Below are 16,472 nucleotides of genomic sequence, written 5' to 3' on the forward strand. Positions count from 1 at the left end.
CTGCGCCTGCATAAATCTCATTTATGAGCTGGCTGCCGATATGCGGATGCTTGGACAGCCTTCGCTGCCCCTGGGAAGGGCCGCAAGTCGAGCGCAAGCTGGCTGGGCAGCGTCCATCGAGGGAAAAGGTCTAGGCCGGCGTGGACGCGCTCGGTTCCTTAGCCAGGAACACTTGGGGCCGTAAATATCGCCGAGCCTTATGGAGAGCTATCAAGCGCTGTCGCCACGTCAGCGCGGCCGGGGCGGCTTTAGTAGAGAATCGACAAGTCGATAGCTTCGGCCATTGCTGCATAGCCGGCGTCATTCGGATGCAGATGGTCCCCGCTATCGAATGCAGGTTTCAGCCGATTGCCGCCCGGAGGATCCCGAACCGCGGCATGGAAGTCGATTACCGCGTCGAAGACACCGGACGAGCGTATCCAGTGCCGGATCGCCTGCCGCTTCGCCTCACCTGCGAGCGAGCCCGGGATCAATCCATCCTGGCGGATCTCGCGGGGAAGTAGAACACCACCGAACACTTTGAGCCCCCGGGCGTGCGCCCGATCGGCAAGTCTCTTCAGTCCCGCAATGATCTGCTCGGCCGAGACCTGATCCTCGTCGGACCGCAGAAGCTCTGCGCCCGAGACGTCGTTGCTGCCCTGAAGGATCAAGACCCATTTCACGCCGGGCTGCGAGAGAACGTCGCGGTCCAGCCGGTTGAGCGAACTGTAACCCACGAACGGGCGAACGGCGTCGTTGAGAACCCGATTGCCTGCGATGCCGGCGTTCACGACGGCCACGTCTTTCAGGCGGGGATCGGCGGCGATACGACGGGCGAGTTGGTCGGGCCAGCGAAGGTTCGCGTCATCGGTGGAGCCGACGCCGTCGGAAACGGAGTCGCCCAGCACCACGAGGGCCCGCGCGCCCGGAGCAGCCTTCACATGCACGCCCGACAGCAAGAACCAGCTGGAATCCGTGGTCGTTCCCGGCAGCTTCGCAGCGCGTGTGTGATCGCCCGGCGCGAGCCAGACAGTGGCAGTGGCGACGCCGTGGACCGTCGGTGCGGATGCACCGTCGGGCAAATAGAGGCTGATTGCGATTTCCTCGAACGCTGCCACCGGAAAAGTGACCGCGTCGCTCACCACCTCTCCGCCGGGAGACAGGACGACAGTGGGGCGTCCTCGGAAGGTGACGGCCACATCGGTGCCGGTTGCTGTGGCGCCGCGGCCGGCACTGCGCGCCAGCCGGACCGGACCGAGGGTAAGCGGCCCCTTTCCGTACAGATTGGAGAAACGCAGACGGACCGCCGATCCGGCGACTGTGGGACGTACGACCTGACGGATGGTCTGTGCGGCCATTGCCGGCGCGGCCTGGTCCGGCGCCGCAGCCCAGGCCGCGACCCAGCGGGATTCTGTGGCGCCGGCAGGCAGGGCGATGAGCGCGCTCAGGGCGAAGAGGAATGCGAGGATCTTAGGCATGCCCCTGGCTAGGTGCTGGCGCCCCCAAAGTCCTGACGATTGGTCTGAATGCGCCTGAATTGTCCTGAAATCGCGCTCGCACCGAGGCGCGACTCCGGGACTGTCAGGAATTCCGTGTGTGGGCGGGCGGTTGAACATTACGCTGCCATGGCCTTGATGAAGCGTTCTCCGAACAGCACGGCGAACTGGGCCTTGGCCATGGACCACTCACGTGGCGGCATTTTCCACTCTTTCTCGGATCGGTTCAAGATCAGATAGAGCAGCTTGGTCGCTGAATCGTCGCTGGGAAAGTGCCCCCTGGCCCTGACCGCCCGTCGAAGCTGGGCATTCAACGCCTCGATGGCGTTTGTCGTATAAACGATGCGGCGGACCTCGTCGGGGAAGGCAAAGAACGGGATAACCTCGGCCCATGCACGGCGCCAGCTCTGGCCGATCGCAGGATAGCGCCGACCCCATTCGCCGGCCTCGAAGGCTGTCAGGGCCTCCTCGGCAGCGATGGCATCGGTGGCGCGGTAGACGGTCTTCAGTGCACCAGCGAGCGCCTTGCGATCCTTCCACGACACGAAGTCCATCGAGTTGCGCAGCAGGTGGACGATGCAGGTTTGGACGATCGCCTCGGGGAACACGGCGGTGATGGCCTCTGGAAAGCCCTTCAGGCCGTCTACGACGGCCAGCATGATGTCCTCAACACCGCGGTTCCTCAGCTCGTTCATCACCCGCAGCCAGAATTTGGCGCCCTCGTTCTGCTCGATCCACAGGCCCAGGACGACCTTGCCGCCATCGGCACGCACGCCCAGCGCGATGTGGATAGCCTTGTTGCGGACCAGACCTTCGTCACGGATCTTGACCCGGATCGCGTCGAAGAAAACCAGCGGATAGGCCGGATCGAGCGGTCGGGCCTGCCAGGCGGCGACCTCTTCGAGCACGGCGTCGGTCACCGTCGAGATCAGGTCCGGCGAGACGTCGATACCGTACAGATCGCGCAAGTGCCCGACGATCTCCCGTGTGCTCATGCCGCGCGCATACATCGAGACGATCTTGTCGTCGAAGCCCGGAAACCGGCGCTGGTACTTGGCGATCAGTTGCGGATCAAAGCTGGCATGACGATCGCGCGGCACCTCGATCTCGATCTTGCCGGTGTCCGTCACCACCGTCTTGCGGCCATAGCCATTGCGGCTGTTCCCGACCTGCGGGGCATCGCCAAGGTGGTAATCCATCTCGGCGTTGAGCGCCCGTTCGGCCAGCGCCTTCTTCAATGAATCCAGCAGGCCGCCCTGCTGGAGCGCACTGGCGGCATCGCTGCCGGCCAAGAGTTGATCGAGTAAATCAGCCGGGATCGCCGGCTCCTTGCGTCGAGGCATACAGGGTCTCCTTCTTACCCATTATGCCCGCCCACACACGGAATTCCTGACAGTCCCGCGACTCCGGATGGTATTGCACCGTTGGGCGAGAGCCAACGACGTCGCACCTATGACGAAGCGCTTTCCGAGATATTTGCCGTACGCGTGTCGCGTCTTCAGCGACATGACGTTCCAATCAGCTGCCACAATCCCAACATGCAACCAGTGCGATAACGGCATCGCCTCCAGCCCGATCGGACATATCGGTATTTCGAACTCGTTGAAATACCGCACCAGCGCCTCTGGATGGCCGGCTTTCAAACGCTTCCGTTGCCTAGGTGGCGAAGATGGGGCAGCCGAACGACAGACGATCCTGAGGCCGACCCTTTGCAGACTCTCAGCATCCAATTCTTGATCGCCGGTTGCTAACGGTCTGCTATCCCGGCAGTTGTCGACCAACTTGCGCCGTTCTGGAGCAATGCTGGCACATGTCGGACACGCCGAAACAAGCCATTTTTTCGCATGACGACTGTCGAGCAGCGAAGCGCGAGGATGGAGCCGTCTGGAGAAGTTGTCACCACGCTGATCAGAACTGCGCGGACCAACTTCACTCAGGCCGAGCGCTCATTTCTAGCGTGATGATCCCTTGGATAGGGTAATGCGTACCGTGATCACGTCGCCTTCGGCCAGCTTTTCTGCTTTTCTCACGCTCGCCTTGATGGGCAGCATGTAGCCTCGGCGGGCCTTGCTCGGAAAGACCGATGTGCGCCAACACGTTTTGCCGATGCCAGCCTCTACGTAGACCGATCCCCAAGCCGCTGATTGGCCAGACGATGCTACACGGATGGCTTCGGCGACCTCACCGTCGATCGTCAGAAAATGCCACGACATAGATGAGGGCTGGCCATCCTTGCCTTCCCCGCGCCACAACCAGATAGGGCCGACATGCTCCCAAGCTGTTTCGTCAGGTGAGACGTCTCCGCCCAGTTCCTCGCGCAGGAAGCGGATGAGCTCGGGGTCTATTGGGCCATCGTTCGTTTGCACCACGGGATCATTGGCCGTGCGCCCGTTCGATGCAACCCGATCTTGTGCTATCGTTTGCGTCTACGTTCTCTTTCGTTGGGTCCCGCAGTCGACCCATCCCTGCCATTCGACCTCTGATTTTCCGTCGCCAAGTGCTGACCGTCCTCTGTGGATGGCTCCCGCGTTGCAAGTGCAATTTGATGATTTAGCGAATTGGTCGGGTGCAGTCTTCTGTCCGGCCTGTTGATGCAGTCGATAGAAACTGCTGGCCCTTCTGTGGATGGCTCCCGCGTTGCAAGTGCAATTTGATGATTTAGCGAATTGGTCGGGTGCAGTCTTCTGTCCGGCCTGTTGATGCAGTCGATAGAAACTGCTGGCCCTGATGGAGTCCGCGAACAAGGTCCCATTCTGCTTATCAGGCTATGATGCCTTGGACCGTCATCTGGTTTTCCCTGTTCCCGGTCTGACCGGTATCGCCATCACATCGCGTCGCTCCCACAACCTCGTGAAGCTGATTTCCTCAGCTAATCCCTTCCTCCGTCAGGCCGGCAGGATCGGTCGATAGACCTCTGCGCGCGTCATGATTGCCCAGACGATGCGTGCCGTTTTGTTGGCCATGGCCACCGTCGCAACCCTCACAGGCTTCCTGGCCAGCAGCGCCATGAAATGCGGGCTCGCAGTTTCAGGTCTCGATCTGGCGTAACGGACCAGCGCAGTCGCGCCGATAACGAGCAGCTTTCGGAGATATCGATCGCCCATCTTCGTAATGCGCCCAAGGCGCTCCTTGCCCCCGCTCGAATTCTGAAGCGGCGTCAACCCAAGCCAGGCAGCAAACTGGCGGCCGGATTTGAACTGGCTCGGATCTGCCACCGATGCTGCAAGCGCTGTGGCACCGACCGGGCCGATGCCAGGGATAGTTGCGAGGCGCCGTGCAACATCATCGCTTCGCGCCAGGGCGGCAAGCGCTCGATCAATCTCGCGCAATTGCGCATGAACATTGAGGATTTGCTGTGACAGCATATCGACGATCCTCACGGCTGCGATCGGTATGTCTGGCGCCTTGCCATCGACCACCTGCCTCGCCATCTGAAGCGCCCGCTCGATACCTTCCGGAATGTCGATGCCGAACTCAGCCAACAGCCCGCGCATCATATTGATCAGCTGGGTACGTTGCCTGACCAACAGTTCACGGGCGCGATGCATCGAGAGGAATGCCTGCTGCTCGCGCGATTTCACAGCAACGAACCGCATCGTCGGACGCGTTACGGCCTCGCAGATCGCTTCCGCATCGGCAGCATCGTTCTTTCCGCGCTTCACATAGGGTTTGACGTACGCCGGCGGCATCAAGCGCACTTCGTGCCCCAAGGCGATCAGCTCTCGCGCCCAATGATGTGAAGTGCCGCATGCCTCTATGCCGACAAGGCAAGGCGGCAGTTTGGTGAAGAAAGGCAGCACCTGTGCTCGTCGCAGGGCTTTGCGCAAGACAACGGTCCCAGATGCGTCAACAGCATGAACCTGAAAAACACGCTTGGCCAAATCAAGGCCGACTGTGGTAATCTCCATGGCGGATGGCTCCATTGCTCGGGTTTGCCTGATAGCAACCCATCTTGGCACTCAGATGCCGTGAGCGGGAGCCATCCACCTCATCTGCTATCAAGCGGGGAGGGATTACGATGGAGGACAGGATTGCTGTACTGCATTCCAGATGGCGAACATGCTGACTGCCACGATGCAAGGATTGAACTGGAAGGCGCCGCTATCCTCCTCCACAGCCGTGGCGGCGCAACCGGTGGAAGGCCGCCGCGTAACACCGGCTATGAAAAAGCACTGCTGACGATCATCCGGCGCCTACGGGCGGGTGACCATGCCGGTCAGCCCGTTATCGCCCGTGTCCTGCTCGACAGTCGGCCGGCGCGCAAAATGTCGGCCGACAGACGGCTGCTCGTAGAGGCTGCGGAGCTCTCGGGACTGGGCAATGACGAGGCAGTCACCCTGATCAAATCCAGAGCTAAAGACTGGGGTCAGGCGCCGGGGGTGTCAGGAGGCAACTCCACAAAAGCGCTGCGTATCGAGACACAGGGCTGCTCCCGCGAAATCCTCCATGCAATGCTCGGCCTCATGGAGTGGAGGGACAGGCAGCCTGTCGCCAGGCTGAGCGCAGCCGAGCAGAACAGGGTGACTGCCTCCCACATCGATAGGGCGGTAGGGCGTCTGCGGTCCGGCAAGCATGCCCCAAATTTCGACGATTCACGCGACTATGACGTCCTGCTGGACGACGGAACACGGCTTGCCCCCAAAAGGATCTTCGGACTGGCTCTGGAAGAGGCGCTCGGGATCGAGGCGCTCCCGGAACATTTCAGCGCCGGATGGAGCCAGCCATGCTTCCGGATCCTCGAGGCTGCAGGCTATCTGATCGTTCCGAAGGAAGAGCCCACACCTACAGCGGACGAGATCCTGCACGTCCAGAATGTCCTGCCTGGCGCCCGAACCGCCAACAGTGGGTCCGAGGGCGCGCTGCGTCTCGTCATGCACATGCGCAAGGAGCGCGATCCCAAGCTAACCACTGACAAGAAAGCGGCCTTCATCGCCGAACATGGCTTTCTCCATTGTGAGAGATGCAGAATGGATCCGTCCGCGCACTATGAGGCGAGCGTTGCGGCGGCCTGCATCGAGGTTCATCATGCCAGGGTACAGGTGAGAGATATGCAGGCAGGTCACGTCACGGTGATGGAGGATCTGCAGTGCCTTTGTGCGAACTGTCACCGGGTAACCCACCGCGAACTGGCCTTAGCTGCCCGCGAATTGCGCGCGAGGAACAGGTCGCTATCCATCGGCCCGACCACGATATGACCGATCGACGTGGACACCCTGAGGTGGGGCATGCCCCGCGTCAATGAGGCGGTCGCCGAGTGCGCCTCGTCCCGACAAGGAAGTGCCAGAGAAGCTGGCTGTGCTGGCCTGTGTCGCGAAGCTGCTGATCAGAAAGCCGCCTTCCGGCCATATTGCGATACCGAAATGAATGGGTCAGAGGTTTCTTCTGCCAGACACGGAAGAAATGAGAGCGACATGCCCAAATTGAGAGATGCCTACGGAAACTCGAAATCCAGTGGCTACACGATCGATTTCTTTGAACTGACGGCACCGGGTGCAAAATTCGCAATGCTGGCAAGCCCGTTCTTCTCAACCTATGACCCCATCGAGCGGCTCACCAGACGCGGATGCGAGGTGAAGCTGATCGTGCGCCTGTGCTCTGTTACGACGCCCGCCGTCATCGCAAAGGCGCTGGCCGATCCTCTCGTCACCCTCCGTTATTTCACCAGCCGCGAATTCCACGCCAAGCTCTACATCGTTGATGATCAGGCCCTCGTCGGGAGCGCCAATTTGACAGCGGCTGGCCTGATGTCCAATCGCGAGATTTCCATCGTTGTTCGCAAGGACCGGGATGCCGCGTTCGACGAGTTGCCGGGCCTGTTCGAGCTGTACTGGGAAAAGGCCGGTGCGATGAACGGTGAAATTCTCGCGGCTTATCAGACCGCGTTCAGGCATATCGGCAATCCTCGGGAGGAAGCCGAATTTGAACAGCATCTGACGAAGTTCGTCGGCAAGGTCGATCCACCCAGCGCTATGGCGGGAAGCGAGGTGATGTCCAGACGGCGGTCTTTCCTTGAGCAACTGCACCGAAAATATGATGAGCAGGTCATCCCGGCCTTTCAGGAAGTCAGGGACATTATGTCGGAGAGCGGACTCAGGCGGGCCGAGTTTGCTGGTGGCGATATTGAAATCGAGCTCAACCGGTTTCTTGGCTGGACCCGGCTGATCCACGCCCCTGGCGACGCCTGGAAAGAGTCAGCGCTTGCCGACCGGATTGAACGTCGCGAACGGACATTGTCCTATCTCCGAAATTGGGTCGAGGTCGGCGACACCAAAGCAGGCGACATGTACTATGCAGAGGAGGAGCTCGGTAACATTGCGCGCCTCCGCGATGGCCTTTCATCGATCCAGGCCATTCAATCCATGGACTATGATCAAATCTTTGACACCCTGTGCGGCTGTCATGCCTTCTATGACATGCTGCGTTTCGTGTCGGGCGGGCTGAGTGGTCTGAAGGCCGATTTTGCCCGGCGAAATACTCTTTCGGAAATCCAGGATACCGTCATCTATCTGATCCATGGAGACGGCCTGATGCTTGAACGGGCCTATGACTGCATCTTCGACGAAAAATGGAAGTTGGGACGGTTTGGCGAAAACTGTGTGATGGAACTGGTTGGCTGGATGACTCCAGATCGTCCACCAGTGAACGGGCGAACCCTAAAGGCATTAAGGTTTATCGGTCATCACATAGCGCAGTGAGCGTGCGAGTTTGCCGGGAACTGACCCGAAACGTGGCGGGTCCGCCCGATCCATGTCCGTCACTCAGGGAATCATCTTCGCTGCTCAGTTGCAGACTGTGTGGTTTGCGACGGCTGTCGACCACAATACGCCGCTTGAGGGCTTGGACTTGAGCAGCTACTTCGCCTAAGACATCTCTTCGAAAAATTCGTTTTCCCCTGTGATGCATTTTCCGGCTAGAGCGGATGAAAGCTCGATGCGGCCGCTTGTCCCTTTGGAATAAATATCTGAATAAGAACGAAATAATCGAAGGTGCGATCAGCAACCTCGCAAATACCATGAGGATTTACGGGGAGGCCCATTATAGTCATGGAAATTTGTTCAGGATCGACCCCGAGGAGGCGATCGACAATATTGATCGTGCATTCGAAGCGAAGCTCGAGGCGTTTCACACCCTCTATGACGCTTCAAAAGCGATTTTCCCCTATTTCCAGCATGGCGATGCCACCCTGCTGATAGCAGTGCGCAACGCAATCCATCACCGCGACCATCCACTTTTCCACAGCATGCTGCGAACCCTACACCTCGGTGAAGGCGGAATCGGGCGCCTGCTAGGAGCATCTTTCCTGTTAGCAGGTCACCCTTCGCTTCATGGCGCCAGTGTTCGGATGTCCCATCATTTCAGACTAAACGATATCGATGCCCGCCTCGATCCTTCTCTTGCCTCGCCCTATATGGACAGTTTCCTGAAGGGTGCAAAAGCCATTGAGCGTCGCGATCTGATCGACCAGCAACTCGGCCTCCCGGCGATCCGCGAGTTCCGCAGCCGCCATGGCTTCCCTGTTAATCAGACCTATATTGATCTTATGCCGATATTCGTCTCGGCCACTTGCAAGGTGTTCAAGGCGATGGAAGCCGCTGGCATAGCCTTCAAGGGGTTTGATGCCCGTACCTACCGCACGCCCTTTACGTCAGAGCTCGCGATAGATCTGAATAAGCACGAGTTCAGCCAGTTGATTCTCAGAGGCTGGGGACCGCTGGACCTCATTCCAGTCCCTGTCGAGTAAATGCCGGTACCGAGCGGCGAGCACATCAGGCTCTCTCAGCTGATCAGTCAGCAATTCGTTTGGTAGTTGATCGAGATACCTCTGACAGCTTCAAACAGTCGATAACACGTGCCGCACAGCTCAGAACAAAAAATAGTCCTTCGCCGCCGCAACCGACAGGTTGGCCTGATCCCTACCAGTTCATGGAGCGCGAAGCCCCAGTCATCGTCGCCCTGCGGCAAGAGGGATTTGGTGCACGCCCTTCATTTTTCGCTTGACTTACCCCCCCTCGCTCCAGGACACCAGGGCGCCGCAGCTCTTGGTGCTCGGCGCAGTTGGGGGATGCATGGGCACGCAGACATTCATAGACCTGTTTGCAGGTTGCGGGGGACTGTCGCTCGGCCTCCGGAGGGCAGGATGGACCTCCCTATTCGCCGTCGAAGCGCACCCCGACGCCTTCGCTACCTATTCGCACAACTTGATCCGCGAAACCGTCGCATGGCCGGAATGGCTCCCCCAGAAAGCCATGCGCATTGAGCAGCTGATCAGCGACCACCGCCGGAACCTCAAGGAGCTTAGAGGGCACGTAGATCTGGTCGCTGGTGGTCCGCCGTGCCAGGGATTCTCGACCGCAGGCCGGCGTCGGGCTGATGATCCACGAAACCGCATGGTCCGACACTATCTCGACTTCCTTCGCCTCGTCGAACCGCGGCTCGTTCTGCTCGAGAATGTCCGTGGCTTTACGACAATGCAGCACGACGACGCGGGCAGTTATGCTGCGCACGTCACCGAGGAACTCGAGGGAATGGGATATCGAGTCTGGAGCGAGATGCTCGTCGCCTCTGAATGGGGCGTTCCGCAACGCAGGCCAAGGTTCTTCGTGGTTGCCTCGCGCGACAAGGGGTTAGAGGGCATAGACCCGTTCCTGCGCATGCGGGTTGGTCGTCGCCAATTCCTCGGATCGCGCGGGCTTCCCATCGGCAAGGAAGTTGGCGTCGCGGAGGCAATTGGCGACCTCAAGACAAGGGGCACCACCCTCGTTCCCTATCGCGGCGGCGACGGTGGCTTCATGGAAATCAACTACGCAATACCCGATGCTCCGACCGGCTATCTCGCACTAGTGCGGAGCGGTGCGTCCGGTAGTCCGACGGGGCTTCGCCTCCCACGGCATTCGAGGGTCGTCACCGAGCGGTTCAACAAAATCCTGAAGACGTGCCGTCCAGGTGTTCCTCTCTCGTCGGAAGATCGAAGCCGCCTGGGAATGCAGAAGCGCTCGCTCACCTTGTTGGCGGCCGACAAGCCTTCCTGCACGGTCACGACGCTACCAGATGACATGGTACACTATCAGGAGCCGCGCATCCTGACGGTGCGGGAATGCGCGCGCCTCCAGTCCTTCCCTGATTCGTTCGAATTCCTCGGTCCCTACACGACCGGCGGGGATCGACGCCGCGAAGCGTGCCCCCGATATACGCAAGTCGGAAACGCAGTTCCGCCTCTTCTTGGCGAGGCGATTGGCGAAGTCCTACTTGCCCTCCGCAACCTCGCTCAGGACAGCGGAGATCGCAGCGAAGTTGTCGAGATGGCGTGAGAGGTCCTTCCGCATCTTCGACAGCCCGACCTTGTTGAGTTGCTTGCCGCTTGCGTAGTTGATCACCCACCCATCGACATCCCGCGTCTCGACGATATGGCCGAGCGCGTTCCGCGGCTGGATGACTTCCTCGACATAGGTTCCAAGAATGGCGAGGTGCGGCTCACATGCAGGATGGGCCGCAACGACCTTCTGCACCGAGAGGGTCGCGACCTCGTGCAGGATCCCGCTGTTGAGTGCGCGGCTACCCAAGCGACCCTCTAGGTCCTTGAGCTTGCCATAGGCCTTGGCGTGGCTGCCAGCGGCACCCGCGACCTTGGTATCGATGGCAGCAACCAGTTCGGATTGGGCCTCGGCATCCATCTTCGCATGGGCGAGCCGAACCACCTCGCGCATTTGGTCATCCGCCCGTCCGGCCGACACGACAGCCAACCCCCGCATGGCCTCGAGCCGCGAGAGGCGCTCGACGACATGGTTGACATGGTCGATCAGCTTGGCCCGGAGTTCGTTGCGCCGTGCGCAGTAGACGCCATCGATGGCCTGTTCCTTGACCATGTCGCGGAGCCGGTCGGTGGCCTGGCCACTGTAGAAGATGATGTCGGTAAACCCGAAGCTGTTGCGAATGCGCTTGGCGACCTCGTCCCCCTTCGGCTGGCCTTCACCCAGGTCCCAGTCGACGACGACCAAGTCATAGTCGTGGAACTTTTCCTGATGGGCAGACAGCTCATCGAGCCTGGACGCGTCTCCTTGCTGGTCTAGTTCCAGCAACAGTCCATGCTTGGCGAGTTCGCGCCGCATGCCGGTGACGGCTTGCTGGACGCCGTCCATCTGGTTCTCGAACCAGAGTACCTTGAATTCGAGCCGCATCCCCCTCCCTTCCTATCAATCCTTCTGACGCGGAAGCCTGACGATGAATCGGGTTCCCCTACCCTCGTGTTCGGGATCGAGTGCGATCGAGCCGCCCATCTGCGACAGGACCTGGGCCGCATGGTACAACCCTAGACCGGAGCCGGACTCCGCGCCGCTATATCCCTTGTCGAAGATCCGGGCACGATCAACGCGATCGCCAATGCCACGGCCATTGTCCTCGATCAGCATTTCGAGCGCGGGTGACTTGTGGACGCGGCGCACCTCGAAGTGGATTTTGGTGGCCTGCGCCTTGCGCGCGTTGCTCATGAGGTTGTCGATGACGATGGCGATATCGATCGGCTTGAACTTCGATACCATTGCGTTGCCGCCATCATCGAACGTGGCAAATCGCTCGCCCTCGAAGAGCGAGGCAACATTCATGACATACTCCGACATGTACTGGACTATGTCGATGTTCGCTTGGTCAGCATCGAGCTTGAAATTCGCCTGCGTCGCAAATCGCGTAACTGCCAGGATGCGGCTATTCTGGAAGCTGATGTGTTCGAGGTCCGCCGCTAGTTCTACCGGATCTATGGGATCGCCATCGGCAATGGCGCGAAGGTTGTTCGCTACCGCGTCCTGAATGGCAGTCGCGTAGATCACGACTTGGTGGTGGAGGAGCGTGAGCGTCTCGCTATCCCGTGCCTCGAGACTCGTGAGCAAGAGCGATCGACGCTGCTCTTCCTTGAACTTCTGTTCTGCGACATCGGCACGCTTTGCCTCGGCACGAGCCTGCGCCTCCGCTGCAGCGCGCCGGCGCGTTTCCTCCTTCGCCTTCTCTTCAGCTTCCGCGGCGGCAGCATTCAACTCTACATAGCGGCGCCTGGAGCGTTCGATCCGCTCAAGCAGGCGCACGTCGCCGGTGCGCTCCGCTACGACGGAGAGGCCTTCCATTGCCCGCTCGAACTCACCAGCCCGGTCGCTGATGGTATCGATCAGTTCGGTGTCGTATTCGAGCAGCTCGACGCCCTTTCGGCCGACAAGGTTCTTCACGACTTGAATGATACGCGACCGCGCATCGTCGGTTGTCAATCCGCTTGCATCCGAACGCTCAGAATCGAGCGAATCCGCCCAGGTTACATCGACGACATATCGCTCGAGCCGCGTGAGCAGGTTGCGCAGCACGAACTGCTGCAACGCCTCAGTGCGAGGCCCCTCGACCAGCCCGTTGTCGCGGCTCGAGGCTTCCATGAAGAAGCGCTGGGGAGCGACGATGTCGATGCGACCGAGCAGGTCGCGCGTGCCGAGGTAGCGGGCATAGCCTTGCTGCTTGCGCCGATCGATGCCGAACTCGTCATTGCCTTCCTCGCCGATGGGAAAGACGCGAAAGCCATTAAGGAATAGGAATACCGAACCGAACTTTACGGGCTCTATCCCCATCCGACGCGTAAAGGTCGCCTTTGCGCTCCGGTTTAGGTAGAGGAGGTCAGCTGAGACCTGGGCACCCTCCAGTTCGGGGTAGGGATTGTCTTCCTTGACCCTGTAGATCAACCGATCCCGGTCGCGGAGCGTCGAGTGGATGACACTACCCTCCAGTTGCACCGAAAGCTGCGTTGTTTTGCCTTCGAGGATATCGAGGATCGTGTTTGCAACCGGCCCATTGACGATCGCCTCGGGCTTGCCGTTGGCAGCCTTGTCGCCCTCGCGCTCGGCAGGCGCGTGGAGGTACACCTCCATCTCGCCCTTCGGCGCAAAAGGATCGACGAGCTTTGCCAGGTAGTCCTTGAGCTTCAGCAGCTTGGTTCGGTTCCACACCTCCCGTAGCGACGATATCTCGAGGATCGTCGCGCCGTCGCGGGGCAAGAAGACGTCCGGAACCTCCGGCAGTGCGCTGGCAGGTTCCACGGCAACCTCGATCGAACCGAACTCGTCTTGCGGCCGGCCCTCGAAGTCCTCCCAGTTCACGGTTAGCCGGTTGCACCCCCGCGCACCTTCCTGGCGGCTGTATAGGACGAGCGACTTGCCCAGGCGGTCGCAAGAGAATCGCCCGATGCCTTTGTTTCCGGCATATCCGCGCCTTACCGCGATCTTGTCACGGAAATCCTGCGAGAGCCCATCATCTTCCTCGCCCGTCGCTTTCGCAGAGAAGGCAACGAACAACCACTTCTCGAGGAGGTCCGCCTCGGACATACCCTTGCCATCGTCGACGATCCACAGCGTACCACCTGCGAGGACGATATCCACGCGGCGCGCATGAGCATCGAATGAGTTCTTGACCAGTTCGAAAACAGCCACGAAGTCATTCGTAATGAGGTCGCGACCGATGATGTCCTTGAGGGACGAACTGATGCGAAAATGCTTGGCCAACTACTACTCCCTCCCAGCAAAGCCATAGCAGCTACGATGCCGGAGTCGAGCATGGAACCCGAAGCGAAGCGTCGCCTGATGGCGCGCTTCCGCTCGCGGGATACCAAGCCCGAAATCGCGGTTCGCCGCTTGCTCCATCGGCTCGGGTATCGCTTCCGCATTCACGTTGGCCGCCTTCCAGGCAAGCCAGATATCGTGTTGCCCAAGTATCGTGCCGCTATCTTCGTCCACGGCTGCTTCTGGCACCGGCATGCGGGATGCAAGGTCGCAACCGTTCCCAGGACCAGACCAGACTTCTGGCAAGCCAAGTTTGACGGGAATGTCCTAAGGGATCACCGCAATGCCTCCGAACTCGAAGCGATGGGATGGCAGGTCATCATCGTCTGGGAATGCGAGACCCGAGACATCGATCACGTTGCCGAAGCCCTGGAATCCGCACTGGGAGCACGTAGCAATGCCCGCCAGCCCGAGTCCGGAACCGCGAGCGAAGGTGACGGATAGGAGAGCAAAACCATTGGCTGGGAACTCGAACTCATGGCCCGGGAAATTGACCCGATGGCCTGGAACGCGTGGGAAGCCGCGCCCGACATCAAAACGCGAGGGACCATCTCAATCGAGAAGGCAAGGACAGCATTGCGGGGCATCAGCGAGATAGGCGACGTTGCACTGTCGCATGGCACCTCCGCCATCCCGGATGCCGAAGAAACGAGAGCAAGCGAGGTCACACAGGCGACATGGGCCGCAATGGTCGATGAGATCACGGACCTCAACGAATAGGTTCGGCTCCACTAGCGCCGCTACGGCCCGACGTTCATACGCGCGCCGTTCGCGCCTCGACGGTGATCCCCGGAAGGTTGAAGACCGAAACGCCATCGGTATTGCCTTGGCTGAAAGCGCAGTGTGGCGGTCGCGACATCGCGGCAACGAAGCCCTCGCAAGCGGGGTCGCGCACCGCTTCGGTCAAGGCATGCCAACTCGTCCACGAAGCGCGATCGTCATATCGCCTCTCGCCGGCAAATCGACTGGAATGCCTGGCCATCACCAGCAAGCGAGGCACAGCGTCGCCGGCCTCGCCCCACCCATAGGCCTTGGCGATCTCCGCCGAGGTACGTCCGTCGATCCAGGCATGGACCTTCGCGACCCATTCGTTGCCCTTGGTCAGCAGATTGTCTCGGCGGCTGCCACGCTCGGCAAGGCTGAACCCATAAACATCGTACCACTTAAGCTGGACAAACACGACGTCGCCGGTGTCGCGGTCGAGTACGACCGCATCGGCATCGGTTAGCGTCGAACCGTCCTTGCGACGCAGCTTGAGGCCGGTTTCGAGCAACATGTATCGCGGTTCCGGCAGGAGCTGCCGAAGCTCCCTGCGAAATATATCCTCGCGACCGTCGACGATGCTGTCCCAATCGCGCCGATAGTTGCGGCGCAAATGCTCGAGCAGGCCAGCATGGGGATTTATAAACCCGCCGAACATCGGCAGCAGCACGAAATGCTCGCCGGCATCGATATAGTAGGGCAGCGGGATCTCGTGCCGTGCCTCACTGTAGGCGGCTCCATCGGCGTCGAGCGTCAGCCCTTCCATCAGCTGGCGCGCGCGTGCCGCGTCGTTGCCCCGCTCTTCGAGCACATCGACGACGTCGTCTCGTCGCGCATAGACGGTCATGAGGTTTCGCATGTCGAGCTTCGGCTTGCGTCGATGCAGCATGCCGACAGCGTCGATATGGTGGAGGACAGTGCCGAGGGCGGCGGTCGAAGCCTCGGTCCATTCGCCAAATGGCCGACCGCCGATGATGCCGGCCGGCGGCAACGCCTCGGCTTCGACTATTCCAGCCGCCTCTATGCTGGCCTGCGAACGATAGTGGCCCACCAGGAATTCGTCGTTATCGTAGCCGATGAACCATCCCATCGCTGCCTTTCCGTATCGCCTCAGCCTACGCCGAACTTCGGGTAGTTCGCCGGAGAGGTTCGGAAAAAGCGCCCGGGCATCCTCCCGCGCACGATCCTTGGCCGCGTGCCCCAAGGCCACCTCGGCCATCTCTTCATCGTTGGCCACGAACTCGATGGCGATCCTGTCGCTCGCCAGAACCTTCGCAGTCGCAATTCCGTAGCGCTCCATCGCTGCCCAACGGATCGCCACTGCGAAGCGCCCACAATTCAGGAGATGGTTGTCGAATGCGGCAGAAAGATTAGGGTTGCTAGGAAACCATGGGATGCCTCCCGGCATGCCGTGCACGGCTTCGAGCAGTGGACGAAGGGCCGTAGCTGCGCCGCGTAGCCTGAGCCAGGCGTCCGTCGTTTCCGGCCGCCTTGCGTATCGATTGGTATAGGCAGCGACGTCGAGAGCACGGACCAACGATATCAGGAGCTCGCGTTCGCGGCCAAGCCAGCTCGCGGAGACAGCCGCAACGTATCGGTCGCGCTGCTGAATTAGTAGCTTCTCGGCCAACATCGACCAGTCGGATTCCTTTGC

At 60.3% G+C, this 16,472-nt stretch carries 13 protein-coding genes; 6 read left to right on the top strand and 7 right to left on the bottom strand.

Annotated elements, in window-relative coordinates:
• Positions 1 to 248 precede the first annotated feature (248 nt).
• The 4 genes from MOK15_RS14190 to MOK15_RS14205 all read right to left on the bottom strand — a co-directional run bounded on the left by MOK15_RS14190 (position 249) and on the right by MOK15_RS14205 (position 5,383).
• Positions 249 to 1,457 carry an SGNH/GDSL hydrolase family protein gene (locus tag MOK15_RS14190; protein ID WP_242932207.1) on the bottom strand — a complete coding sequence of 403 codons (1,209 nt, stop codon included), beginning with the start codon at positions 1,455 to 1,457 and terminating at the stop codon, positions 249 to 251.
• Between the two features lie 137 nt (positions 1,458 to 1,594).
• Positions 1,595 to 2,818 (bottom strand): IS256 family transposase, encoded by a 1,224-nt coding sequence (locus MOK15_RS14195; protein WP_242929997.1) that lies wholly within the window; start codon positions 2,816 to 2,818, stop codon positions 1,595 to 1,597.
• Positions 2,819 to 3,427: 609 nt separating this feature from the next.
• Positions 3,428 to 3,841 (bottom strand): DUF1905 domain-containing protein, encoded by a 414-nt coding sequence (locus MOK15_RS14200; protein ID WP_242932208.1) that lies wholly within the window; start codon positions 3,839 to 3,841, stop codon positions 3,428 to 3,430.
• Between the two features lie 519 nt (positions 3,842 to 4,360).
• The gene (locus MOK15_RS14205) at positions 4,361 to 5,383 is read right to left on the bottom strand and encodes an IS110 family transposase (protein WP_242929987.1); all 1,023 of its coding nucleotides are present in this window, start codon (positions 5,381 to 5,383) and stop codon (positions 4,361 to 4,363) included.
• 123 nt (positions 5,384 to 5,506) lie between these two features.
• On the opposite strand from MOK15_RS14205, the gene MOK15_RS14210 reads away from it, so the two are divergent.
• From MOK15_RS14210 to MOK15_RS14225, 4 genes are all read left to right on the top strand, one after another.
• Complete coding sequence (locus tag MOK15_RS14210; RefSeq protein ID WP_242932209.1) at positions 5,507 to 6,670, top strand: hypothetical protein; 1,164 nt, start codon at positions 5,507 to 5,509, stop codon at positions 6,668 to 6,670.
• A gap of 216 nt (positions 6,671 to 6,886) precedes the next feature.
• The gene (locus MOK15_RS14215) at positions 6,887 to 8,170 is read left to right on the top strand and encodes a phospholipase D-like domain-containing protein (RefSeq protein ID WP_242932210.1); all 1,284 of its coding nucleotides are present in this window, start codon (positions 6,887 to 6,889) and stop codon (positions 8,168 to 8,170) included.
• Positions 8,171 to 8,526: 356 nt separating this feature from the next.
• The gene (locus MOK15_RS14220) at positions 8,527 to 9,216 is read left to right on the top strand and encodes a hypothetical protein (protein ID WP_242932211.1); all 690 of its coding nucleotides are present in this window, start codon (positions 8,527 to 8,529) and stop codon (positions 9,214 to 9,216) included.
• Positions 9,217 to 9,541: 325 nt separating this feature from the next.
• Positions 9,542 to 10,783 (top strand): DNA cytosine methyltransferase, encoded by a 1,242-nt coding sequence (locus tag MOK15_RS14225; RefSeq protein ID WP_242932212.1) that lies wholly within the window; start codon positions 9,542 to 9,544, stop codon positions 10,781 to 10,783.
• On the opposite strand, the gene MOK15_RS14230 is transcribed toward MOK15_RS14225, so the two are convergent.
• The gene (locus tag MOK15_RS14230) at positions 10,718 to 11,650 is read right to left on the bottom strand and encodes a hypothetical protein (RefSeq protein WP_242932213.1); all 933 of its coding nucleotides are present in this window, start codon (positions 11,648 to 11,650) and stop codon (positions 10,718 to 10,720) included. The two genes, MOK15_RS14225 and MOK15_RS14230, sit on opposite strands and share 66 nt — an antisense overlap.
• A gap of 15 nt (positions 11,651 to 11,665) precedes the next feature.
• Entirely contained in the window at positions 11,666 to 13,999 is a 2,334-nt protein-coding gene (locus MOK15_RS14235; protein ID WP_242932214.1) for an ATP-binding protein, read from the bottom strand.
• Positions 14,000 to 14,050: 51 nt separating this feature from the next.
• On the opposite strand from MOK15_RS14235, the gene vsr reads away from it, so the two are divergent.
• On the top strand, positions 14,051 to 14,500 hold the full coding sequence (gene vsr, locus MOK15_RS14240) for a DNA mismatch endonuclease Vsr (protein WP_242932215.1): 450 nt from the start codon (positions 14,051 to 14,053) through the stop codon (positions 14,498 to 14,500).
• Positions 14,501 to 14,533: 33 nt separating this feature from the next.
• Entirely contained in the window at positions 14,534 to 14,776 is a 243-nt protein-coding gene (locus MOK15_RS14245) for a hypothetical protein (protein ID WP_242932216.1), read from the top strand.
• A 34-nt stretch (positions 14,777 to 14,810) separates the two neighbouring features.
• On the opposite strand, the gene MOK15_RS14250 is transcribed toward MOK15_RS14245, so the two are convergent.
• The gene (locus MOK15_RS14250; RefSeq protein ID WP_242932217.1) at positions 14,811 to 16,451 is read right to left on the bottom strand and encodes a hypothetical protein; all 1,641 of its coding nucleotides are present in this window, start codon (positions 16,449 to 16,451) and stop codon (positions 14,811 to 14,813) included.
• Positions 16,452 to 16,472 lie beyond the last annotated feature (21 nt).

This window comes from Sphingobium sp. BYY-5 (assembly GCF_022758885.1).
In the GTDB taxonomy this organism is placed as follows: Bacteria; Pseudomonadota; Alphaproteobacteria; order Sphingomonadales; family Sphingomonadaceae; genus Sphingobium.